The 22,934-nt window shown below is 63.3% G+C and carries 18 protein-coding genes; 7 read left to right on the top strand and 11 right to left on the bottom strand.

Going from position 1 to position 22,934, the window contains the following annotated elements; translation table 11 throughout:
- The first annotated feature begins 99 nt into the window (after nucleotides 1–99).
- Complete coding sequence (locus DFR51_RS04955) at nucleotides 100–2,208, top strand: TonB-dependent receptor (RefSeq protein ID WP_160119174.1); 2,109 nt, start codon at nucleotides 100–102, stop codon at nucleotides 2,206–2,208.
- A gap of 7 nt (nucleotides 2,209–2,215) precedes the next feature.
- Here the strand turns inward: DFR51_RS04955 and DFR51_RS04950 are convergent, their stop codons facing one another.
- Nucleotides 2,216–2,917, bottom strand: coding sequence for a TetR/AcrR family transcriptional regulator (locus DFR51_RS04950; RefSeq protein ID WP_160119173.1), 702 nt, complete (start codon nucleotides 2,915–2,917; stop codon nucleotides 2,216–2,218).
- Nucleotides 2,918–3,085: 168 nt separating this feature from the next.
- Between DFR51_RS04950 and DFR51_RS04945 the strand changes: the two genes are divergently transcribed.
- Entirely contained in the window at nucleotides 3,086–5,071 is a 1,986-nt protein-coding gene (locus DFR51_RS04945; RefSeq protein ID WP_160119172.1) for a serine hydrolase domain-containing protein, read from the top strand.
- Nucleotides 5,072–5,082: 11 nt separating this feature from the next.
- A complete protein-coding gene (locus DFR51_RS04940; RefSeq protein ID WP_160119171.1) occupies nucleotides 5,083–5,538 on the top strand; it encodes a MaoC family dehydratase in 456 nt (151 codons plus the stop codon).
- Nucleotides 5,539–5,542: 4 nt separating this feature from the next.
- Here the strand turns inward: DFR51_RS04940 and DFR51_RS04935 are convergent, their stop codons facing one another.
- The 6 genes from DFR51_RS04935 to DFR51_RS04910 form a co-directional block, all read right to left on the bottom strand.
- A complete protein-coding gene (locus tag DFR51_RS04935) occupies nucleotides 5,543–5,929 on the bottom strand; it encodes a hypothetical protein (protein WP_197723601.1) in 387 nt (128 codons plus the stop codon).
- A 103-nt stretch (nucleotides 5,930–6,032) separates the two neighbouring features.
- Nucleotides 6,033–6,980 (bottom strand): alpha/beta hydrolase, encoded by a 948-nt coding sequence (locus DFR51_RS04930; protein WP_121047882.1) that lies wholly within the window; start codon nucleotides 6,978–6,980, stop codon nucleotides 6,033–6,035.
- Nucleotides 6,977–7,366 carry a nuclear transport factor 2 family protein gene (locus DFR51_RS04925; protein WP_121047881.1) on the bottom strand — a complete coding sequence of 130 codons (390 nt, stop codon included), beginning with the start codon at nucleotides 7,364–7,366 and terminating at the stop codon, nucleotides 6,977–6,979. The genes DFR51_RS04930 and DFR51_RS04925 overlap by 4 nt, the downstream gene beginning before the upstream one ends.
- Nucleotides 7,363–8,568 carry a pyridoxal phosphate-dependent decarboxylase family protein gene (locus tag DFR51_RS04920; protein WP_160119170.1) on the bottom strand — a complete coding sequence of 402 codons (1,206 nt, stop codon included), beginning with the start codon at nucleotides 8,566–8,568 and terminating at the stop codon, nucleotides 7,363–7,365. The genes DFR51_RS04925 and DFR51_RS04920 overlap by 4 nt, the downstream gene beginning before the upstream one ends.
- Before the next feature lie 67 nt (nucleotides 8,569–8,635).
- The gene (locus DFR51_RS04915) at nucleotides 8,636–10,861 is read right to left on the bottom strand and encodes a TonB-dependent receptor (RefSeq protein ID WP_121047879.1); all 2,226 of its coding nucleotides are present in this window, start codon (nucleotides 10,859–10,861) and stop codon (nucleotides 8,636–8,638) included.
- A gap of 35 nt (nucleotides 10,862–10,896) precedes the next feature.
- Nucleotides 10,897–12,591: a gamma-glutamyltransferase gene (locus DFR51_RS04910; RefSeq protein ID WP_121047878.1), complete on the bottom strand. Its 1,695-nt coding sequence runs from the start codon at nucleotides 12,589–12,591 to the stop codon at nucleotides 10,897–10,899.
- Nucleotides 12,592–12,881: 290 nt separating this feature from the next.
- Here DFR51_RS04910 and DFR51_RS04905 point away from each other — a divergent pair, with 290 nt between their 5' ends.
- Nucleotides 12,882–13,937, top strand: coding sequence for a helix-turn-helix transcriptional regulator (locus DFR51_RS04905; RefSeq protein WP_126494701.1), 1,056 nt, complete (start codon nucleotides 12,882–12,884; stop codon nucleotides 13,935–13,937).
- Between the two features lie 4 nt (nucleotides 13,938–13,941).
- On the top strand, nucleotides 13,942–15,348 hold the full coding sequence (locus DFR51_RS04900) for a peptide MFS transporter (protein ID WP_197723599.1): 1,407 nt from the start codon (nucleotides 13,942–13,944) through the stop codon (nucleotides 15,346–15,348).
- On the opposite strand, the gene DFR51_RS04895 is transcribed toward DFR51_RS04900, so the two are convergent.
- Nucleotides 15,254–16,660, bottom strand: a complete 1,407-nt coding sequence (locus DFR51_RS04895) for an APC family permease (protein ID WP_121047875.1) — start codon at nucleotides 16,658–16,660, stop codon at nucleotides 15,254–15,256. The genes DFR51_RS04900 and DFR51_RS04895 overlap by 95 nt on opposite strands.
- Before the next feature lie 219 nt (nucleotides 16,661–16,879).
- On the opposite strand from DFR51_RS04895, the gene DFR51_RS04890 reads away from it, so the two are divergent.
- Entirely contained in the window at nucleotides 16,880–19,168 is a 2,289-nt protein-coding gene (locus DFR51_RS04890) for a TonB-dependent receptor (RefSeq protein WP_121047874.1), read from the top strand.
- Nucleotides 19,165–20,259, top strand: coding sequence for a Gfo/Idh/MocA family protein (locus DFR51_RS04885; protein WP_126494699.1), 1,095 nt, complete (start codon nucleotides 19,165–19,167; stop codon nucleotides 20,257–20,259). Before DFR51_RS04890 ends, DFR51_RS04885 begins: the two co-directional genes overlap by 4 nt.
- Before the next feature lie 40 nt (nucleotides 20,260–20,299).
- Here DFR51_RS04885 and kce read toward each other — a convergent pair whose 3' ends face one another.
- The 3 genes from kce to DFR51_RS04870 form a co-directional block, all read right to left on the bottom strand.
- Nucleotides 20,300–21,235 carry a 3,5-dioxohexanoate:acetyl-CoA acetone transferase gene (gene kce, locus DFR51_RS04880; RefSeq protein ID WP_121047872.1) on the bottom strand — a complete coding sequence of 312 codons (936 nt, stop codon included), beginning with the start codon at nucleotides 21,233–21,235 and terminating at the stop codon, nucleotides 20,300–20,302.
- A gap of 78 nt (nucleotides 21,236–21,313) precedes the next feature.
- A complete protein-coding gene (locus tag DFR51_RS04875; protein WP_160119169.1) occupies nucleotides 21,314–22,024 on the bottom strand; it encodes a GntR family transcriptional regulator in 711 nt (236 codons plus the stop codon).
- A gap of 62 nt (nucleotides 22,025–22,086) precedes the next feature.
- A complete protein-coding gene (locus DFR51_RS04870; RefSeq protein ID WP_121047870.1) occupies nucleotides 22,087–22,851 on the bottom strand; it encodes an SDR family oxidoreductase in 765 nt (254 codons plus the stop codon).
- Nucleotides 22,852–22,934 lie beyond the last annotated feature (83 nt).

Here is a 22,934-nt window from a genome sequence, read left to right as displayed (position 1 = left end):
CGCCGCCGAACACGAACGAAAGCGACGTTGACTTGCACGTTTTCGTTGAATACAAACTCAATGAGTTTAAATTCAACATTATATAAAAAGGGGGTACTCATGAAGGGATTTTCCCGTTTGTGGATGGCGAGCAGCGCGCTGGCGCTGATGGCGCCGTACGCGGCGATGGCGGATGAGGCCGTGCCGACCGACGAGATCGTGGTGACCGCGCAGAAGCGTGTGCAGCCGCTGCAGGACGTGCCGCTCAGCATTTCGGCGCTCACCGCCGAGCAGATCGAGAAGCGCGGTTTCGACGGGTTCACCGACTACGCCCGCAGCGTGCCCGGCCTGTCGTTCGTGGATCGCGGCTCGGGCCGCAACAAGATCACGCTGCGCGGCGTTTCCACCGGCGTCGACCAGAACCACCAGTCGCCGGTCGGTATCTACATCGACGAGACGCCGGTCAGCTTCCCGAACAACGAGCCTGACCTGCGCCTTTACGACGTCGAGCGCATCGAGGTTCTGCGCGGCCCGCAGGGCACGCTCTACGGCGCGGGCTCGATGGGCGGCACCATCCGCATGATCACGGCGAAGCCGAAGCTCGACCGCATCGAAGCTTCGGTCAGCGGATCGCTCTCCACCACGCGTCACGGCGACGAGAGCGTTGCGCTCAACGGCATGATCAACGTGCCGCTCGCCACCGACAAGGTCGCGATGCGCACCGTCTTCTATTACCGCAACGAAGGCGGCTTCGTTGACAACACGCAGCTCGGCAAGAGCAATGTGAACGATGCCGAAACCTGGGGCGCCCGCTTCTCGCTGAAGATGGCGCCGAGCGAGACGTTCGACGCGACGGCAAGCATCCTCCTCCAGCGGTCCGACTTCGGCGGCACGCAGGAGATCGACCCAACGCTCGCCGGTCTTTCCCAGCGCCGCGCCGTCGCCGAACTGCGCAGCGACGACCTCACCGTTTACAGCCTCGTGCTCCACAATGATTTCGGCTGGGCAGATCTCGTTTCAACGACGAGCTATCTCGACCGCAAGATCAACGACAACCGCGATGTCACCGCCTTCCTCGGCGTGCCGGTGCCGGTCTGGCTCAACAACGTCGTGCCGGACAAGAACTTCGTGCAGGAGATCCGCCTCGCCTCGCCGAGCGGCGGCACGGTCGAATGGATCGCGGGCCTCTATTACTCGCGCCGTAAGAACTCGCTCTACCAGCTCGCCTGGCACGGCGGCCTGTTCGGAATCCCGACGACGACCCCGCTCCTCGACAGCGACATCAACAACGTGACGAAACAATATGCCGCGTTCGGCGAACTGAGCGTCAACGTGACCGACGCGCTGAAGATCACCGGCGGTCTGCGCGCCTTCAAGGTGAAGGAGCGCTTCAGTAAGGTTTCCGACGGCATCATCGCCGGCGGCTTCTCTTCGGATACGGGCAATTCAAGCGAGAGCAAGATCAACCCGAAGATCAACATCTCGTACAAGGCGACGCCGGATATCCTCGTCTACGCGCAGGCCGCGCAGGGCTTCCGCGTCGGCGGCCCGAACACGACCATTCCGCCGCTCGGCGGCGTGTCGGCACCCGCGACGTTCGATTCGGACTCGCTGTGGAACTACGAGGTGGGCGTGAAGTCCGACTTCCTCGGCGGCAAGGCGACGTTCAACGCCGCGCTGTTCTACATCGACTGGAGCGATATCCAGGTAACGGTGACGCGCCCGGACGGCTTCTCGTACGTGACGAACGGCGACAAGGCGAAGAGCAAGGGCGCGGAGGTGGAGCTTTCGCTCCGGCCCGTCGGCGGCCTCGAACTCGGGGCGACGCTCGCTTACACCGACACCTATCTCGCCGCGAACAGCGCGAGCGGTGCAGGCCTGAAGGGCGACCGCATTCCGGCGGTGCCGAAGTGGAGCTACGACATCTTCGGCCGGTACAGCTTCCCGCTGTCGGATGCGCTTTCGGGCTACATGCAGGCGAACGTCCAGCATGTCGGCGGCAGCTACAACGGCTTCCCGAGCGACGTTCCCGCGCCCGATCTTCAGCACAGCTACGAGCTGGCGAACGCGAAGATCGGCGTCGAGACCGGCGACCTCGACATCAGCCTGTTCGTGAACAACCTCTTCGACAAGCGCGCCGAGCTCTTCGTCGATACGACGCTCGGCGACCAGCGCATCAACGTCAATCGCCCGCGCACGTTCGGTATCAGCGCGAGCAAGCGTTTCTAACCTCTTCCTACTGACCTGCGGGCGCGACGGCGATAGCCGCCGCCGCGCCCAATTTTTCGCGCGGCGGGTTGGCGAGGAAAACGGCGCGGTAGGTGAGCGTCGCCAGCGCTTCGGCAAGCTGGTCCCGCGAGTCGACGCAGCCGACGAGATCGGGATTCTGCTGCACGTAATATTCGTGCACGACACCGTCCGACATCGAACCCAGGCAATAGGCCATCAGCAGGCTCGTCTTGCGATCGAGCTTCTCCGGGCCGAGCGCTTCGGAAAGACGACGCGCGAAGCTGTGTGTCCACTGGCGGTTGGATGCCTTCCAGATCTCGCCGAATTCGGGAATCTCCTCGGAGGCCTGAAGCATGCATCGCATCAGCCCCGGCTGTTCCTCGAAATGGCCGATCAGAATCTTGTATTGCTCGCGTAGCGTCTCGAAGAGATCGTCGCTCGGCGTCACCTTGCGCGCCTTCGCGGTCATTTCCGCCATGTAATCGGAGAGCACTTCGCTCGTGACAGCCTGCAAATCGGCGAAATAGTGATAGAAAAGCCCCACCGCGACGCCCGCCTCGCGCGTGACATCCGCAATCCGCATCTGCCGGTAGCCGATGCGCCCGAGGACGCGGATCGTCGCCTGCTTCAGGCGCTCGCGCGTTTCGGCTGCCTGTTCCTTGCGGGTCAGCGTAGCCTTGCGCCCCGGCGTTTTTCTGCTGCCTTCCATGACGATCTCCCAGCTTTCCATCGGCAGCTAGACAGGACTGAACACGAATTCAATGAATTTTGCCCTGTGCAGTGCCTGCGCGCGATTTCGATTGACAGTACGTCGCCCATGAACAACAACTCATTGAATGTAAATTCACTGAAAGTTCAGGATGGGAGTGCGGTGCAAATGCGCGTTCTGAAATGGCTCGCCTGTCTCGTCGGCCTTCTCGCCGCACCTGCTCTTGCCGAGCCCGTGCAGGTCCAGCCTCAGACCCGGCCGCTGGAAGCCTGGGCGGACAGTCTGTTTCACCCCGCACTGAAGACGCACCGCTTCACAGGCGCGGAGATCGTCGTCGTCGAGAAAGGCGCCGTGACGTTCGCGAAGGGCTACGGCCTCGCCGACCCGGCGACCGGCCGCGCGATGGACCCGGCGGCGACCGAGGTCCGCATCGGCTCCACGACCAAGGTGATCACCGCGACCGCGATTGCCCAGCTTCACGAAAAGGGCCTGATCCGCTCGCTCGACGACCCCGCCAACCAATATCTCAAACGCGTGAAGCTGCCCGACTGGAAGGGCCGCCCGGTCACCATCTGGCACCTGCTGACGCACCGCGCCGGTTTCGAGGACAAGGCGTTCGGGCTGGGCACCGACCGCGCCATCGCACATCCCGTGAGCGCGGACGTGATCGCCCGCGCGATGCCGAAGCTGGTGCGCGAACCGGGCACGTGGTCGGTCTATTCGAACTTCGGCACCGCCGTGCTCGGCCTTATCGTCGAGGACGTCTCCGGCCAGCCGATCGATCGCTATTTCAAGGAGCATATCTTCGCGCCGCTCGGCATGGAGCGCTCGTATCTCAACCTCGCGCTCTCGCCCTCCCCCGCACATGCGCGGCCCTATGCGATGTTCCCGAACGGTGAGCGGCAGGCAATCGGGTTCGTGCCGATGAACCCGTTCATCGCGCCTGCGGGCGGCGTCAGCACCACCGGGCTCGACATGGCGCGCTTCATGATCGCGCAGATCGAGGGCGCAAACGGCAAGCCGTCGATCCTGTCTGCGGAGGGCTTCCGCCGGATGCAGACGCGGCAGGTTGCCAACCACCCGGCGACGACCGGCTTCGGCATGGTGTTCATAGAAGGCATGTGGAACGGCGCGCATGTCGTGGAACACGGCGGCGGCTGGCCGGGCTTCCAGACCGTGATGGTGCTGGTGCCCGAGCGCGGCATCGGCGTGTTCGCCTCGATCGTCGGCGAAGGGCCGGTCGTCGACCTCACCGAACAGCTCCGCTCGCTCGTCGACAAGACACGGCTTGCGCCGAATCCGGCGAACCCGGTCGAGCCTGTGCTGAATTCCGCCTTCGTGCGCGAGGCGGCGCTGACTCGCTTCCTTGGCGCCTACCGTCCCACGGAAGCGCCCGTGACGCGACCGGTGAGCGATTTCGCGGGCACCTATTGCCGCCAGCGCCGGTCGTACAGCACGGTCGAGGCCGCATTCGACTTTCTCGGCGCGGGCTATGCCGTGATTACGGCTGCGGCGGGTGCAGACGGCACACTCGCCATTCGGGGCGTGCCCGGTTACCGGCAGGTCGCGCCCGGCGTATTCTTCAATCCGGAGGCCGCGCCGCAAGCGCTCGGCGACCCGAACACGTCCGCGCTGTTCGCCTTCACGGCGAGCAATGACACGGCCACAGGCATGGTGCCGCTGCTGTCCGTGGATGCGTGGGAGCGGTGCAGCGATACGTGGAACCCGCGCGTCGCCGGAATGATGCTGCCGGTGCTGCTGCTCGTCGCTTTCACCGGCATCCTCTGCCTGTTCTGGCCGGGAAGCGGGCGCGCCGAGCGTCTCTCCCGCTGGCTGCCGCTGCTGCAACTCGGCACGATGATCGCCCTGCCGCTCGTTCTGCTTGGTTTCTACGCGGCGGACGACGGCATCATGTACCATGTGCTCGAAGCCCAACCGGGGCGCTTCATCGGCCTTGCGATCACCGGCAATCTCGGCGCGCTCGTCGCCGTGCTGACGATCGCTGCCGCAGTCGCGGCGTGGCTGCGCGGCTGGTGGGGCGAAGGGCGGCGCGCCGTTTTCCGCCGCGTGCATTTCTCCCTCATCGCCATCGCGGCGGCAGGCATTCTCGCCTTCCTCGCCTCACTCAATCTTGTCGGCTGGAACCTGCCGTAATGGGAATGGACATGAAATCGAAGATCGGAAAGCCGCTCGGCACCTCACGCTGGTTCGATGTGGAGCAGGCGCTGGTCACGCAGTTTTCCGCGTCCACGCTCGACAACGACCCGATGCACCTCGATCCCGAATGGGCGAAGGCGAACACGCCGTTCGGCGGAACCGTGGCGGCAGGCTTCTGGACCACATCGATGCTGATCACCATGTCGCACGACATCGGCTTCATCGATGCGTTCGGCGAGAGCGAAGGCGGCGCCTGGTATGCGCTGAACTACGGCTTCAACCACATGCGGCTGATCACGCCGGTGCCGGTGGGAAAGCGCATCCGCGCGCACATGGGCCTGCGCGATTTCGAGGATCGCGGTGACGGCAAGTTCCTGCTCACGATCGACGTGGAGGTCGAGATCGAGGGCGAGGCGAAGCCTGCGCTCGTGGCCGAGTGGCTCGCGATGATCGTGCGGTCGTGACGCGCTAACGTGCAGGCTTGCCGGGCGGCCTCGGGCGGCGCGGCTGGCCCGGCCGAGACGGGTTCGGACGCGCAGCACCGCGCGGACCGCCGGGGCCGCGCGGTCCCGAAGGCTGCGTCGGCTGCGGACGGCGCGGCGGCGGCGCGAGGTCCGGGTTCAGAACCGTGTAGCCTTCCTTCTGAAGGCGGGTGAAAGCCGCCCGCACGCTCGCGAGGATCGACGCCTGCAGCGCCTGCGGCAGATCGTCGAAGGTCGTGTTCGGGTGAATGGCGCTAAGGTCACGGAGCAGGTTGTTCGGCACACCGCCCGACGCCGCGCGCAGTGCAGACATGCCGTCGATCACTGCTGCAACGATGGCTTCCCGCATCACTTCGGCCGCCGGTTTCACCATGAGCTTCCACTCCTGCCCCAATATCGCGAAGCGCTATACACAGCCCCGCGCGCGCACGAAACCGGTAATCCGCAGGATGAAGGCAGCTCCACACTTCACGCGGTCATTGGGGCTTTCCGAAGAACATCAGGAGCTCGGCATTGAACGCAGGAACGACGACACCGCCGTGACTTTCGCCGTCGAAGATATTGAGGCCCGGGTAGCGCAGGCCCGGATAGGCGCGGCTGCGCAGTCGGGTTTCGAAATCGACGAGCTGCGCCACCGGGTCCGGATTGCCGAAGCGCGCGACGATCTCCGTTTCCGCGGCCTTCAATTCGGGCGGGAGTGCGAGCACATGGGCAAGCGTTCGCTCCTTGCCGCCGACACCGAGAAAAAGCGTCGCGCGAAGATCACGGTGTTGCTTCGCCCAATCCCCCTCGCGCGTGAGGAGGTAACCGTCCGACCACAGGATCGCCGGGCTGGAGAGACCGTAATAGCGGAAGCTTTCGGGATGCGAGAGCAGGACGTGCAGACCGAAGAGCCCGCCGAGCGAATGGCCGACGAGCGCGGCATTCGTATTGTCCACGGGATAGCGCTGCGCGATGCGCGGCTTCAGATCAGTCTCGATGAAACGCAGGAAGGCATCGGCGCCGCCATCCCTGATCTCCGGCCCCTCGCCCACGATCTTTCGAACGAGGGCGGCGTGCGGAGCATCGCCGGCAGGGGTGTAGTCGCGCAAACGCAGCGTGATCGTGTCAGCCATGCTCTGCACAGGATAGCCGATCCCGACCACCGCGACGGACGGGATGTCCCCCGCGTCGATCAGGACCCGGACCATCTCGGTGAACAGTGGAAAATGCCCGTCCGCATCGAGAAGATAGACGACAGGGAGGCGCGCATCCGGGGGCGTTTCGGGCGGTACGAATACATGGATGCGGTGGTCCGCACCGGTATCGCGGGATGACATATCGAATGTCGTGGCCGCCGCGGCGAGCGCACTGCACGGAGGGTCCGATGCTACGGCTGGGGTCGAGGCCAGCAGCAGGATGGCTATCAGAGACGCCCGGATCATGCGCCGCTCCCCAGATCATCGATGCCTTTCGCGTCGGCATCGTGTGCGTAAAAGCCCTTGTTGACGATGGTCCACGCGCCATTCCGCTCCGTGAGCGTCAGATAGTCGGTATAGTACCGTCCCCGGAACCAGTCGACGACGCGGACGATCGCAACCGGGCCGGTACGATCGAGGAGATCAATCCGCCACTCCTCGCGCAGCTGCCCGTCGTAGGGTGTTTGCAGCATCGAGACGAAGGCATCGAGATCGCGGCGGACCTCGCTGCCGTCGCGCCAACCCTGAAAGCGCGCCTCGGGATCGAAGACCTGGCGGAGCGCCGTTTCGTCGCCCGCAACCATCGCGTGGTAATAGGCCGCCACCACGCCGCGGATCGCATCTTCACTCACACCGTTTCTCCTGCCGCCTTGAGATCAGCCGCAAACCGCCCAGCGAGCGCGACGTCACCAGCGCCGATATTGAGATGAAGCCCCGGCGGCTCAGTCACCGCGAGCGTGAACCAGCCGCGCCCGGCCATGCGCTGATGCACGATCTTCATATCATGGCACGGCGACGTGACCACGACGAGGCTGAACAGCGGATCACCAAGAACGGCGAAACCCGGCACGGCGTTGATCGCATCGACGAAGGCGCGGCGCGCGGCGGAAAGATCGTGCGCGAGCCTGCGATAGCCATCGACACCCAGATAGCGCATGACCGCCCATGCCGATGCGAACGGCGCGCCCGGCGCGGTTCCGGCGAGCGTTTCCGTCGCCATCGTCGGCAACGGGTGATCCGAATACACGAAATCGATCGCTTGCGCGGACTCATCAGCAAGCAGAAGCACTGATGCGCCTTTTGCCGCGTAACCGTGCTTGTGGAAATCGGCGGACATCGACGAGACGCCGGGCACGTTCAAGCCGCAGGGCGGAATCGCCTCCCCGTTCATGCGCTGGAACGGAGCGAGAAAGCCCGACATGCAGGCATCGACATGAAGCCACAGACCGCGTTCCCGCGCGAGCGCACCGAAGGCGACGACATCATCTTCCAAACCATAAGCGTAGGATGGAAAAGAGATATACAGCATTCGCGTCTGCGGCGTGATCGCCGCAGCCATGGCCGCGAGATCGGCGCGGTGATCCGGTCCCACGGGCACCCGGATCAGCCGGGCGCCGAGCAGCGCCGCCGCCTTGTCGATGCACGGATGCGCGGACCACGCCGCCACGATCTCGGGCACGCCATCGGCAGGTTCCATACTCTGCAGGCAGGCACGGAGGGCAAGGATCACGCTTTCGGTGCCGCCCGAGGTGAGCCTCGCCGTGGTGCCCGTCGGCGCCTCCAGAAGGTCAAGCGCCCATTGCTGAAGCTCTCGTTGCATCTGCCGGATACCCGGGGGCTGCGGCAGGCCGGGATAGGAGGAGACGCGGCCGGCATGGGCGAACATGCCATACGCCTCAGCGGCGATCGCCGAGACGTCCGGCGCCGCGAAAAAGCGACGGGCGAAGCCTATATCGCGCACGGCATCAGCGTCCTGCCGCGCAAACTCCCGAAGCCGCTGGCTGACGGCATCGGCGGAAAGACCTTCCGACGCGAAGGGAACGCGATGAGACATGAACCTGACCTTGAAAAGAGCCACAACGCTCCGGCGATGCGAGGGCACCGCCGGAGCGCGGGTGAGACTAGAAGTTGAACGACAACTCGACGCCGTAGGTGCGCGGCGGCTGCAGGAACGCGACCGTGAAGAGGCCGGGCACATTCGTTGCGTAGGACGCGACGGTCTCGTTGGTGAGGTTTCTGCCATAGAGGCTGAGCGACCAGCTGCCGTCGGCGGCCTTCACGCCCACCTTGCCGCCAAGCCACCAGTACGCGCCCTGCCGCGAGGCATCCGGTGAGCCCGCGAGCAGTGCGTAACTATCCCGCCAGCTCGCCTCGCCGAATGCGAACAGGTTCAGCGTTTCGGTAACCGGCTGATCGAAGGAGAGGCTAGTGTTGATGCTCCACGGCGAGCTGTAGGCCGGGCGCAGGCCTTTGTTGGCTCCGCCGGTGATTTCCGAATTGATGTAGCCGACGCCGAGCGACCAGGTGAGCTCCGGCATCAGCACCGCCGCAGCATCAAGTTCGAAACCATAGGTGCGGACGCCTGGCTCGTTCGCTGTGACATAGCGGAATGCCACGGAGTCATAGATCAGCGTCTGCTGATCTTTCACCTTCATGTAGAAGTTGGTGAGATTGAAGCGCAGCTTGCGATCGAACAACATGCTCCGAAGGCCGAGCTCGAAGGAGTCGATATATTCGGGCTTCACGCTTCCGCCCGAAAAGCCGGAGTTGAAGCTGGCGTTGAAGCCGCCGCCCTTGAAGCCGTGCGCGTATTTCGCGAACGTCGAAACATCGTCCGTCCAGTCGACCGTGAAGGTCAGGTCACCGGTCAGCGCCTTGTCGGTGACCTTGTTGCGCGTCGTGCCGAGCGCGACCAGTGCATCGAATTCCGTCGGCGCCGGATCGTCCTGCGTCAGCATATCGACATAGTCGCCGAAAACGGCATCGGTGCCATCGATGCCGAGCGCCTCCAGAACGCGAATGCCGCGCTTGTTGATCGTATAGCGAAGTCCACCCGTTACGCTGAAACGATCGCTGAAGTGATTGGTCGCCGAACCGAAGGCCGCGTAGCTCTTCGTCGTCGAGCGGGAATCGTCGATCGTACTTGCGCCCGCGATCACGCTTCCGGTGTTCACGCCGAACAGGAAGTTCTGATAGTTCTTCAGCGTATCCCGGTAATAATAGAGGCCCGTGAGCCAGGTGAAATTCCCGCCCGAGGGCGACGCAAGACGGACTTCCTGCGAGAACTGGTTCTGCTTCTGGTCGTTGCGCGCCGTCGCCACGAAGGTTCCCGCGCCCGACGGCCCCCAATTCTGATCCGGATCGCCCTCCTGAATCGCCGACACATCATAAGCGCGCGCGCTGGTGATCGAGGCGAGCGTCATTTCGTTCGGAAACGTGTAGTAGATATTGAGCGCGCCGCCGCCGACCTTACGGAAGCCGTTGTTCCATACGTCGCCAGTCGCCTCGCGATCCGTGATGTCCGGCGTCAGCTTCACGATGTCCGGCGGCCCGAAATAGCCGTGCGAATCGTGATTGTCGTAGTCATCGTAGTCGCCCGTCAGCAGGATGGTGAGATCGTCGGTCGGGGTGAACGCGAGCTGGCCGCGGAACGACCACGCGTCCGTGCTGTCGAGCGGCTTGTCGAGCGAGACATTGCGACCGTAGCCATCATTCCTGATCCGGGCGATACCGATCTTTCCAGCGAGCTTGCCCGGTATGATCGGACCGCTGACGACCCCCATCGCGGTCAGCTCATCGTAGTTTCCGTAGCTGATCTTGCCCTTGACCTTGAAGTCGTCGGAGGGGCGGTCCGTGACGATGTTGATCGAGCCCGCCGTGACGTTGCGTCCCTGCAGCGTGCCTTGCGGTCCGCGCAGCACCTCGACGCGTTCGATATCGATAAGGTTCGTCGTGAATCCGGCCGCGCGGCCGATGTAGACATCATCGAGAATGACCGCGACGCCCGTTTCGAACCCGGGCGCATTGTCCGCAGAATTGATGCCGCGAATGCTGATCGACGTGCTGAGCGTCGTCAGGCGGCTGAAGTTGAGGTTGGGAATGCTGTAGGACATGTCCTGCACATTGTTGAAATTGTGCAGTTCGATCGATTCTGAATCAAAAGCCGTTACGGAGATCGGCACGTTCTGGAGAGATTCCTGCTGCTTGCGCGCCGTGACGATGATTTCGGGAAGCGCAACGACGGCTTCGGTCTCCGCCGCGAAGGCCGGGTTGCAGAATGCTGCGAGGGCAATCGCAGGCAATGTGCCGGCGAAAAGCGCCTGACGGAACGTTCTGTTGTGGATCATGGTTTCCCCCTTTTTTGATTCAAGTTGAATTCGCCTCACACCGCAAGCGCGGCTGACGTCCGCCTCGGATCACCGCAGGCGAATACCTCTCCGTTTTCCGAGACGTGAATGGCTTCGAAGGCGCCGTGCCGCGAACTCCACGGGTTAACGCGCTCGACAAGAATCCCTGCCGCTTCGACCGCGCCAATCAGAGGGTCGCCAAGGTCGGTCTCGACCGTCATGCGATACTGACCATCGACAAGCCCGCCGAACGAGGGTCGCTCGATGCTCTCGGCAAGCGGCATGCTGAAATCGACGATATTCGTGATGTTCTGCACAAGATTGCAGATGAGACTCGTGCTCGGCGAGCCGCCCGCGAGAAAGGGCCGTCCACCGCGGAACATCATGCTCGGGCAGATGAGCACGGTGACGCGGTCGCCCGGCTTCGGCATCGTATTCAGGAAATGATTCCCGGGGCCGCAGATGCTGACGCCGTGCACGAACAGCCCGTTCGCCCAGGGCAGCGACAACGTGGAATGCAGCGCGGTCGCGATGTTGCCGGCCCGGTCGATGACGGTGAGGTGACAGCTTCCCGGACCGTGCGGCGCGGCGCCCGGCGCGGGAGCGGCGCCCTTCAAAATCTTCGCGTAACGTTCCGCAGCATAGGCCTTCGAAGCAATGCGTTCGACATCGAGGGGGGATGATCGCGGATCGCGATACGTCATACCTGTGACAAGCACGTCGCGCGCAGCGAGCATCATGCGCTTCAATGTCTCAGGAGATTCGCTTGCCGGGCCATTCTTGCGAATATCCATCAGCTCGACCAGGTTGAGCATCTCGATGAGATGCAGCCCGCCCGTGTCCGGCGGCACCGATCCCAAGATTTCAAGATCGCGGTATTGCCCCTTGATCGGGTCTTCCCAGCGCACCTGATATGCAGCGAACTCCTCGGGCGTGAGAGCGCCGCCCGCCGCATTAACGGTCGCGCAGAAATCCTTCGCGAAGTCGCCGGTGTAAAACCATCGGCTGCCCTCTTCCCCGAGCCGCTGCAGCGTTTCGGCAGCACCGGGCTGAACGAGCTTTTCGCCGGGATTGAGGATCGCACGGCGCGGCATGAAGATCGATCGCCCCTCGGCGGTGCGCGCGAGCATGGCCTGGCGGCTATACACCTCCCCCCAGAGCGAGGGGTGACAGGCAATGCCGTCTCGCGCGAAACCGATTGCCGGTTTCAACAGGCGCGCAACGGGCATCGTTCCGAACGTGGATGCCGCCGCCTCGAATGCCGCCCAGAACCCTGGCACACACGCCATGCGGCCCGTCGCGGTATCCGCCTCCGTCAGTACGGGCGCGAGTGCACGCGGCGCATTGACGTTGCCGTTCAGGTATCGCGTTCGGCCCGTGGCGGCATCGTGGTACATCATCGACATGCAGCCGGTGATTGTGGTGAGGTGCGGTTCGATCACGGTTTGCGCCGCTGCTGCCGCGAGCAGCGCATCGCAGGCATTGCCGCCTTCGCGCAGAATCCCCACGGCAACCTCCGTGGCCCAGGGGTGTCCGGTAATCGCAAGGCCGCTCCGACCACGCGCCGGTGTCTTTCTACCGAACGCGCCGACGGACATATCAGCCTCTCCGCTGCCTGCCGCAGTGCGGGCGTCAAAGCCCTGCGCGGCTACCGCCATGCGCGGGTTCACAAACCCCGCCGCAGCAGCCGAAGCCAGAAGACCGCGCCGTCCAATCCGAACCAAGTCCATTCCCCCCTGCACCACATGGACCACGGATTTCTCCCCCGCCGCCCGACACACAGGAAGGCTATCGACGCGCCGCTGAACCGGAATGACCTATCGTTACTACTTTTTGACAATGCGGAACCCAGCGCCTTGGCGGGAGAAAAACAAAAGCCTTTTTAGTTATATACACGCGGTCTGAAGCCGCCTTCGACTGCGCGCCGAAAGCCTTCGAAGGGCTCGCCATGCACCGCTATGCATTATAGTATTCGCTTCAGTAGCAGGTGATCGAACACACCGGCACAGGGGGCGCGAACATGCAGCACACAGAGATGCCGCCCGGCGGGGAAAGGCCATTCTACCGGAAGGCCGACAGCCCGGAGCATTTCCGCTGCTTGAGCAAAAGCGCGCTCGTCGACGCGGTTGCCCAGACCCGGGGAACCGGCCTCGTGCCGTTCGAAGCCGCCGACGAACGCATCGCGCTTGCCTATTCCGAGGGGATGCCGATGCAGGGGGAACAGGAAATCCTGTTCTTCTCGAACGATCTCGGCCTCGTGACCTCTGACGTAACCTACGACCGCGAGTTCGATTACGATTTCGTTTTCGAAAACCTGAGTTTCATCCAGTTTCGCTTCGAAGGCCGCTCGTTTGAAGATGCCGGCACGGACGAAGCGTTGCTCGTCCATCGACCGGGCTTTTCCATATCGTCGGCACCCACGGGTCATGAAAGGCGTAGCCGCGTGCTGCTTTCTGAACCATGGCGCACGGTTACGCCTTTTTTTGGCTGGGAGGCCGCAGAGCGTCTTCTGGAGGAAGAAGAAGGCGATCTGCAGCAGGCCGCTCACGCCTTCCGCCGCTGGCAGGCGCGGCACGCGCAAGTGAATCATCCGCTGACGCCCGCAATGTCGGACGCGGCGCATGCCGTTCGGACCTGCAGGTTCACAGGCCCGCTGCGTCGCGCCTTTCTGGAGGCCAAGACGGTAGAGCTTCTGTGCCTCGCGATCGCCTTCATCAACGACGGCATCAGCGACCGGCAGGACGTCCCCCTCTCCCGGCGCGACCAGACACGGCTGGACGATGCACGTGACATCATCGACCGGCATTTCGCGAACCCGCCGACCCTGTCCGTGCTCAGCCGCATGGCCGGGCTCAATCGCCGCAAGCTGACGAGCGGCTTTCGGAGCCGTTTTGGAACCACCGTCCTCAAATACTGTGTGGATCGGCGCATGTCCCACGCGCGCGAACTGCTGGAGAGCGGAGAGTCCATTGCCGACGTGGCGGAAAAAGTGGGCTACGCGGACCAGACCAGCTTCAGCCGCGCGTTCCGTCAGTTCCATGGGCGTTCGCCAAAATATTTCCAGCCGCAGTCGTGAAACGTTGAAGCTGGCGCGTTCCGGAGGACCAGCCGGCTTCTTCGGCCATCCGCGCGCGCTCGGCTATATCGCGGTTACCGAAGCGTGGGAGCGCTTCGCGCAGTACGGCATGCAGGCACTGCTCGTTCTGTACCTCGTCGATACGCTCCTCCAGCCCGGCCACATTGAAAGCGTGGCAGGCTTCGCAGTCATGCGCGCCATACTCGAAGCGCTGTTCGGCCCGATGCAGACGACGGCGCTCGCCTCCGCGATCTTCGGCATCTATGGCAGCTTCATTTATTTGACCCCCATCCTCGGCGGCTTTCTTGCGGATCGTCTCCTCGGGCGCTCGGCCACGGTTATTGCGGGCAGCGTCCTGATGATCAGTGGGCATTTCCTGATGATGAGCGAAGCTGCATTTCTCCCAGCGCTGCTCCTGCTCGTGTTCGGGATCGGCTGCTTCAAGGGGAACCTCGCCGCACAGATCAACGCGCTCTACGGCATGGACGATGCCCGGCGGGCCGATGCCTACCAGATCTACACGCTTGCCGTGAACGCAGGTGTCATCGCGGCGCCGCTCGTGGCCGGAACGCTCGGCGAGACGCTCGGGTGGCGATACGGCTTCGCGGCCGCAGGCGTGGGGATGGGGATCGGGCTCGGCGTGTATCTCGCCGGGCGACGTTATTTGCCTGAAAACCCGGCGCCAAAGGCGAAGATGCGCCCCGCTGGGCGATGGTCGCTCTCGGCCAGCGAATGGAAATCCACGCTCGCCCTGCTCGCTCTGCTCCCGGTCCTCGCACTTGCAGCGATCGGCAATCAGCAGATGTTCAACGCGTATCTTATCTGGTCGGACGCGTCGGCATCGCTGGATGTGTTCGGCACGCGTATGCCGACGACGTGGCTGATCACGATCGACATGCTGGCATCGATCGCCTGCCTGCTCGGTGTCATGTGGTTCTGGAGGCGGATGGCCGTGATCGGTATCGCGCCCATGGAAATCACCCGGATCGCGATCGGCTGCCTGTTTTCCGTCGCGGCCTATGTGCTGCTCGCCAGCGCAACCTGGATGGCGGACTCGGAAGGCGCGAAGGTCGGCCTCGCGACACTCGTGGTGTTCCACATACTCGGAAGCACGGCGTTCGCGCACATCTATCCCGTCTCGCTCGCGCTCTATGCGCGCGCCTCCCCACCCGCGATCGTTTCGACGATGATGGGCATCTATTACCTCCACCTGTTTCTGGCGAACGGCACGACCGGCTGGATCGGCGGCTGGCTCGACAGGCTGGATGCATACGTATTCTGGCTGATGCACGCGGGGCTCGGCCTGCTTGCTTGCATCATGGTTCTTGCGATCGGGGCCGTGTGTCGTCGTACGCTTTCCGCCGAAGCACCAGCGTCGACGCACCAAGACCGGCCCACCCGCCAAGGATGATATATTCGACCGGAAACCCGCTACGCAGAAGCGGCGTGACAAGCGCGGAGGCTGCCATGGTGAGCGCCGCAAGGAAGGCGAAGCCGATCACAATCCGGCCGCCCGGCACGACGAAGTCGGGTGCTTGCACCTGCTTCCGCCGCAGCACGAACACTGCCGCGCAACACAGCACGAAGCAGATTACGACGCTCGTCGCGCTTGTATCGACGAGCAGGCCAACGGCTCCGCGCCCAAGCAGCAATCCCGCCACGTTGATCACCGCGATGATGAGGACGATCCGGTACGGCGAGCCGAAACGCGAATGCAGCACGGTCATTCCGCGCGGCAGGAAGCCCCGCGCTGCAAGCCCGTAAAGTGTCCGCGTTCCCGCGAAATAGACACCGTTCCAGGTCTTGAGCAGCGATGCGAGCAGGATCACGAGCAGGACACGCGCAAGCGTGTCGCCCATAGGGAGACCGCGCACCGCCTGGACCATCGCGAGGTCCGCACCTGCGAGTTCGGACCACGGCTTCATCATCGCCGCCGCGGTAACGGCGAAACAGTAGAACAAAGCCGCCGCCACGATCGAAGCGATCATCACGCGGGCAATGGTGCGAAGCGATATCCCGCTCGCGCGCTCCTCAACCGCCTGGGCGATCGTCTGGAAGCCATTGAGCAGAAACGCGCAGCTCGCGAAGATCGAAAGGCTGCCATGCCACCACGGCGCGCCACCGGGCATTGCCGGAAAGGCGGGTAGAAGGAGCGTAGGATCGCCCCTCCCCGCCATCGCGAGAAGGAGCGCCAGCGCGACCGCGAGGAAACCATAAGTGAGCAGCCCCTGGAACCGCGCCGATGCCGCACCACCCAGATAATTGACGATCGCCATCACAAGCGCGCCCGCCGTGCCGATCAAAAGCTGGTTGCGCGTAACCGGCGCATCAAACAGCGTGTAGAGCACGACATCGTCGAGACCCGGCAACAGCAACTCGATCACCCAAGCGACCGCAAGCCCTTCGAAGACCGTGACCGAAATCCAACCAAGCGCCGTGAACCAGCCGACGAAAAACGCGAGTCTGGGTCCGAACGCTTCAAGCGCGAAGGTGAAATCTCCCCCCGTCCTCGGCACGCGGGCCGTCAGCTCGGCATAGCAGGCCCCAATACAGACGACAGCCACGCCGCCCGCGAGGAATCCAATCACGGCGCCCGCGGGCCCTGCTTCAGCAAGCCACCGGCTCAGGATCACGACCCAGGCCGAACCGATGATCGAACCGAAGCCCAATGCAAAAAGCTGAAAACGGCCAATCCGGCCGGCAAGCCGCTGTCGCTCAGCCATGCTGCGCGTCTTCGGGCATCCCTGCCATCCCCCACCCGTGCATACAGACTCCCCCTCCAGGCCCTATTGCCTATCTCCCCGACCAGCACCAACAGCGCGTGCCGATCGGCAACCTCTTTTTGCCGTTTTGCCCTCCGACACGAATCGGTTGCATCTTTATCTTTGATCAAAGATCAGTATTATGCAATCCAGCGTATGACGCCAACAAAGGGGGGTTAAATGAAAAAACAGGGATACTCACGCATAGCGAACCGCTTGCTGATCGGAACCGCAAGCCTTTTTCCGACTCTACAGATGATCGCGCCTGCCGGCGCATACGCCGCCGAAACCATCGTCAGCGACGAGATCATTGTGACGGCGACGCGACGCAGCGAAACGCTTCAGAATGTCCCGATGAGCATCCACGTGATGACGGCGGAAACCCTCCAGCGTCAGGCCGCCACGACCTTTGCAGACTATGCGACATCAGTGCCCAACCTTACGTTCGGCACATCAGGAGAGGGTACGACCAATTCCCGCACGATCGCCATTCGCGGGATCGGCGACCGCAACACCACTGGCTTCTACATCGACGAAACGCCGGTGCCTGAATCGCTCGATCCGCGCGTTGTCGACGTGTCGCGCATCGAGGTGCTGCGCGGGCCGCAGGGTACGCTTTACGGCGGCCGGTCGATGGGCGGCACGGTCCGCCTCGTGTCCGCGCAGCCCGATACGGGCGAGATGTCCGGCCGGGTTCATGCCGGCATTGCCGATACGCACGGCGCGGACCGACCAAGCTACCAGTTCGACGCGATGATCAATCTGCCGCTCGTGGAGGACAAGGTCGCCGTGCGGATGGTCGGCGTTCACCAGTATGACGCAGGCTTCATCAAACGCGAATTCGGCCCGGAAGGGTCGACGACAACGGTCGACAATGTCGCACGGACGCGAACGAACGGCGCCTCGATCGCGATGCTGTTCAAACCGACCGAAGATCTCAGCCTGACGCCGCGTGTCCTCTATCAGGAGACGCAGATGAACGGCTATCCGTTCACGGACCTCATACTTCCGGACTCAGGGCCGGTGGTTCTGGAACCGACATCCCTGACCCAGCGCCGTCAATTCGACGTGCCCGAAGCGTCACGCGACAAGTGGCTGCTCGCGACCTTCGACATCAAGCTGCAGCGCGACTTCGGAACGTTCACGTCGGCCAGTTCGTATTTCCATCGGCGCTCGCGCGACATCGACGACCAGACGGATTTCATCGCGGCCGCCTTTGGCATTCCGCCGATCCCGACCTCGGTGGAGGTGCGAAACAAGCGCAACAACTTCATTCAGGAGATCCGCTTCGCATCGTCGTTCGGCGGACCGTTCGAATTCGTCTCCGGGCTTTATTATGCGCACAACAAGGGCAATTTTATCTATCCGCCCAACTATGTGCCCGGACTGGACGCGGCTTTTGAAGCGGCAAACGGTTTTCCGCTTGGTACGGAGCTTGTCTATGTCACGAAAACCCCTGTGAAGCAGGTCGAGAAGGCAGCCTATACGGAGGCGACCTACGAGATCACCCCGCAGCTCTCAGCCATTGCGGGGCTGCGCGCTTTCCACGTCCGCACGACGTCGTCGAAAACGTCGGACGGCCTTGCCAATGGCGGCCTTTCGGTCGTGCCCGAGAAGAGCAGCAGCGAAAGCGGCGTCACGCCAAAGTTCTCGCTTCAATACAAGTTCGCCGACGACAACCAGGTCTTCGCGACCGCGGCCAAGGGCTTCCGGCCGGGCGGCGTCAATGCGCTGATTCCCGCCTCGTTCGGCTGCCTCGATGAACTCGCCGCGCTCGGCCTCTCGAACGAATCCGTTCAATCTTTCAAATCGGACAGCGTCTGGAGCTATGAAGCCGGCATAAAGTCGCGCGCTTTCGATCGTAAACTGACACTGAACGCCACGGCTTTCCGTATCGACTGGAGCAGCATTCAGCAGTTGGTGCGCCTGCAATGCGGCTTCGGTTTCAGGGGGAATGCGGGCAAAGCGAAGAGCGAAGGCGTCGAGATCGAGGCTACGCTGCGTCCGGCTGAAGGACTGAGCCTTGACGCAGCCTTCGGCTACACCGATGCGAAATTCACCGAGACCATGCTCACCACGCGCCGCGCGAAGGGTGACCGGGTTCCCGAAATCGCGAAGTACACCGCTAGCTTCGCAGCATCTTATGATTTCCCGCTCAGCGGCGCCATCGACGGGTTCATTTACGGCGACTATCGGTACATCGGCAAAAGCACGAGCGGCAACAATGCCAACACCGATCCCGTTACCGGCACGCTCGTTCCGCGCATCCGGCCGAGCTATGAGATCATGAACGTGCGCGGCGGGGTTCGCTTCGGCAATTACGAGATCGCGGCTTATGTGAAGAACCTGACCGACGAACGCGCCAGTCTTTCCGACAACGTCGCCGCCGCAGTGGAAGCACCGGGACGCGCCCGCGTTTACATCAACACACCGCGCTCGATCGGGATCGAGGCAAGGGTGACCTTTTGAGCAATGAAGCCCGCCGTCTTCGTGTCGGCATGATCGGCGTCGGTGGCGTCGGGCGTCTCCATCTGGAGGCGTACCGGCGCTCGGCCGCCGTCGAAGTCACCGCCTTGTGCGACGCTGATCCAGAACGCGTCGCCGACGCGGCGGCGGCGTGCGGTGCCGCCGCTTATACGGGCCATCGGGACATGCTGATGTCGGAATCGCTCGACATCGTGTGCATCCTGACACCGCCCGCAAGTCGCCTTGGAATCGTTGCCGATGTTGCCGCCGCAGGCCGTGCCATCCTCGTCGAAAAACCCATGGCGACCACACGCGCCGACGCCGAGGAAATGCGAAGACTCTGCGCGGCCGCAGGCGTCCCGCTCAGCTACGGCGCGAGCTATCGCCATCTGCCCGCGCTGAAGCACGCTCGCGGCCTGATCGCGGCAGGCGCGATCGGAGACGTAACCCTGCTCCGCGAGGATTTCGTCGGCGGACGCGGCCCGTCCTCACGCATGGCGTTGCCGCCGTGGCACTATCCCGAAGGCGGCATTGGCGGCAGTGGCATGGGCCTGGTGGATCACGGCGTCCACCTGATCGATGCGTTCGCCTGGCTGACAGGCAGCCCCGTCACCTGGGCAAGCGGGCGCGGCAACGTCTCGGGTGCTCCGCTGGAAACCGAATATGCAATTCTCGGCCTCGCAAACGGCGCGACGGGACATCTGCTTTATGAAGACGGCACCTGGCCGACACAGCTACCGGCAGAAGGGCAGTTCAGTTGGGGCGCAAGCTGGGATGTGGATGGCTATCATCCAGGCGGCGCGTGGCAGGCCCATCCAGGGAGCATCCACGTCCATGGCACACGCGGCGCGCTTCGCATATTCCACTATGCGCACGCCCTGTATCTGTCCGATGCGGAGGGTACGCGCCAGATAACGCTCGAAGGCGATCCGGCCCCCGATCATTTCCGCGCGCAAATCGATGCCTTCGCGTGTGAAGTGCGGAACGGTTTGGCGCCGACGAGCAATGCCGATGCCGGGATCGCCGCACTCGCCGTTCTGGAAGCGATCTACGCGAGCGGCGCCCGAAATATCCGCGTAGAACCCCAGTCCTGAAAAAGGGCGGGAACCAATCCCGCCCTCCCCTTTTCACGCATCAGAATGCGACACGGTCTCCGCCTTTAAGCGCAAGCATCTCGCGCGCTTCGGCAGGCGTCGCGATTTGGTGCCCCAGCTCTTCCAGGATCGAACGCACCTTCGCAACCTGCTGCGCGTTGCTCGTCGCGAGCTGCCCCTTGCCGATGTAAAGACTGTCTTCCAGACCGACGCGCACATTGCCGCCCATCGCGGCGCATGTCGTGACGAACGGCATCTGGTTCCGACCGATCGCGAAGCACGACAGGTAGTAATCATCGCCGAACAAACGATCCGCCGTGTTTCGCATGTGCGTGAGATGATCGATATCCGCGCCGATACCGCCAAGAATCCCGAAGATGCACTGAACGAAATACGGTGGCTTCAGCAAACCCTTATTGGCGTAGTGCGCCAGCGTGTAGAGATGGCCGACATCGTAGCATTCGAATTCGAAGCGCGTGCCGCAGCCTTCGTGAAGCTCGCGGATCACACGCTCGATCTGTGCGAACGTATTCGATTGCGGCGCAGCGTGAGAGCCTTGCAGAAACGGCTTTTCCCATTCGTGCTTCCAAGGCTCCTTGCGCTCCGCAAGGCCAAACACGCCGAAGTTGATCGAGCCCATATTGAGCGAAGTCAGTTCCGGCTGGAAATACACCGGCGCGGCAAGACGGTCGTCCATTGTGAACCCCGGCGCCCCGCCCGTCGTGAGATTGAGCACGGCGTCGGTCGCCTGCTTGATGCGTGGCAGGAAGGCTGCGAACACCTCCGGATCAGGGGTCGGTCGGCCATCGGACGAATTGCGCGCGTGCAGGTGCACAATCGCCGCGCCGGCTTCGACCGCCGCGATCGATTGTTCGGCGATCTCATCCGGCGTGATCGGGAGATACGGCGACATGGACGGCGTGTGGATCGAACCCGTCACAGCGCACGTGATGATCGTCTTTTTAGATTTACGCATGATTTTCCCCTGTGCACGACGCGCACAGGGTTGGCGGAAACCAATACGAACGTCAATACTCTGATCTATGATATTTGATCAAAATTCTTCGACATCTTCCGCGAACGGGTAGGATTTGTGATACCAACGCGCGGTGCGCTGAATGATGATCGCCATCAGCTTTGCTGAACGCGCACCGTCGTGCGCCGCGAGGGCCGCCAACAGCTCTTCCTGCGTCTTGAGCTCAGCGTCCATGTAGTCCTGAGCGCCCTCACCGCCCGCTTGGCTGTGCGTCATCATGGGGCCGAAGCGCAGCCACACGGATTCGATAAGCGCGAGCATCTGTCGCGAACCCGCCTGGCGGTAGATACCGAAATGATACTGGTGATTGGCCCACAGCGCCGCTTCCGGATTCTCGCCTGCCGCCGCAGCGCGAAGCCTCGCCTGCCCTTCCGAAATCTCCGCGAAGATCGCATCGGTCATGGCAATTGCGGCCTTGCGGCAGCAGTGCGGTTCAAGGAGCATGCGGATCTCGATGATTTCGTCGAACTCCGCGCGCGTCAGCGAGGGAACGCACACGCGGCCGCTCGGCAGATTGACGAGCGCGCCTTCGGCCACCAGCCGCTGCACCGCCTCGCGAACGGGCATGATGCCGGAGCCGAGCTGCTCGGCGAGCAGCTTTACGGTTACATGCTCGCCAGGCTGGAAACGGCCGGTCACGAGCGCCCGCCGCAGCTCCGAATAGCTCTGATCCTTCAACGTATTGCGATGCACCGGTGCAAACCGGGTCGCGCGCGCAGCAGTCGTCATCGACGATGTCCCTTTCGGCTCTTTCTTTAGGACGCTGCGACCGCTCCTGTCCATTGCCGCGCTCAGCCCTCCCACTCCGCACCGCCGCAAACTCCGATGAACTGCCCGGTGATGTGCCGTGCCGCCGGCGAGGCGAGGAAGACCGCGAGATCGCCGACCTCCGCCGGGTCGATCCAGCACCGCATCGAGACGAAGCGCAGCATTTCCGCCTCGACTTCGGCCACGGCACGCCCCTGCTCTTCCGCTGCTCGCGCCACAAGCATGCGGCCGCGCGGATTGTCGATGAGGCCGGGGAGGATCGCGTTGCAGCGGATGTTGTGCGGCCCGAGTTCACGCGCGAGATTCGCCGTGAAGCCCATCAACCCCTCCTTGGAGGCGACATAGGCTGTCCGGTTCGGAAGGCCGGTGCGTACCGAAGCGGTGGAAATGTTGACGATGGCGCCCTGCCCTGCAGCCTTCATCACGCGAACCGCACGTCGCGTAACGCGCAGAGCACCGGTGAGGTTGACGGCGAGTGTCCGCTCCCATTCGGCGTCCATGATATCCTCGACCGGCGCGTGCGGACCGCCGATGCCGGCGTTGTTGACGAGAACGTCGAGCTTTGATCCGACAGCATCGAACAGCGCGGCGACGTCGGTTTCGTCCGACACATCGGCACGCGTTGCGGCAATGTCCGGGCGGGCTTCCGCAAGCGCTGCGATGGCATCTTCGGAAACGTCGCAGATGTGGACCCGCGCGCCGGCATCGGCGAATTTTTCGGCGATCGCGCGACCGATTCCGGATGCACCGGCCGTCACCAGAACCTGGGTTGAACTGAAAACTGTCATACGTGTCTCGATCCATCGGCGGTGTTCACGCACCCGGCCGATGCGCTGCGGTTACGGAAAGCCCGTGAAATATTATTGATCAA

It is taken from the genome of Sphingosinicella microcystinivorans (assembly GCF_003634215.1).
GTDB lineage: Bacteria > Pseudomonadota > Alphaproteobacteria > Sphingomonadales > Sphingomonadaceae > Sphingosinicella > Sphingosinicella microcystinivorans.
This window is presented reverse-complemented; position numbering and strand designations above follow the sequence as displayed.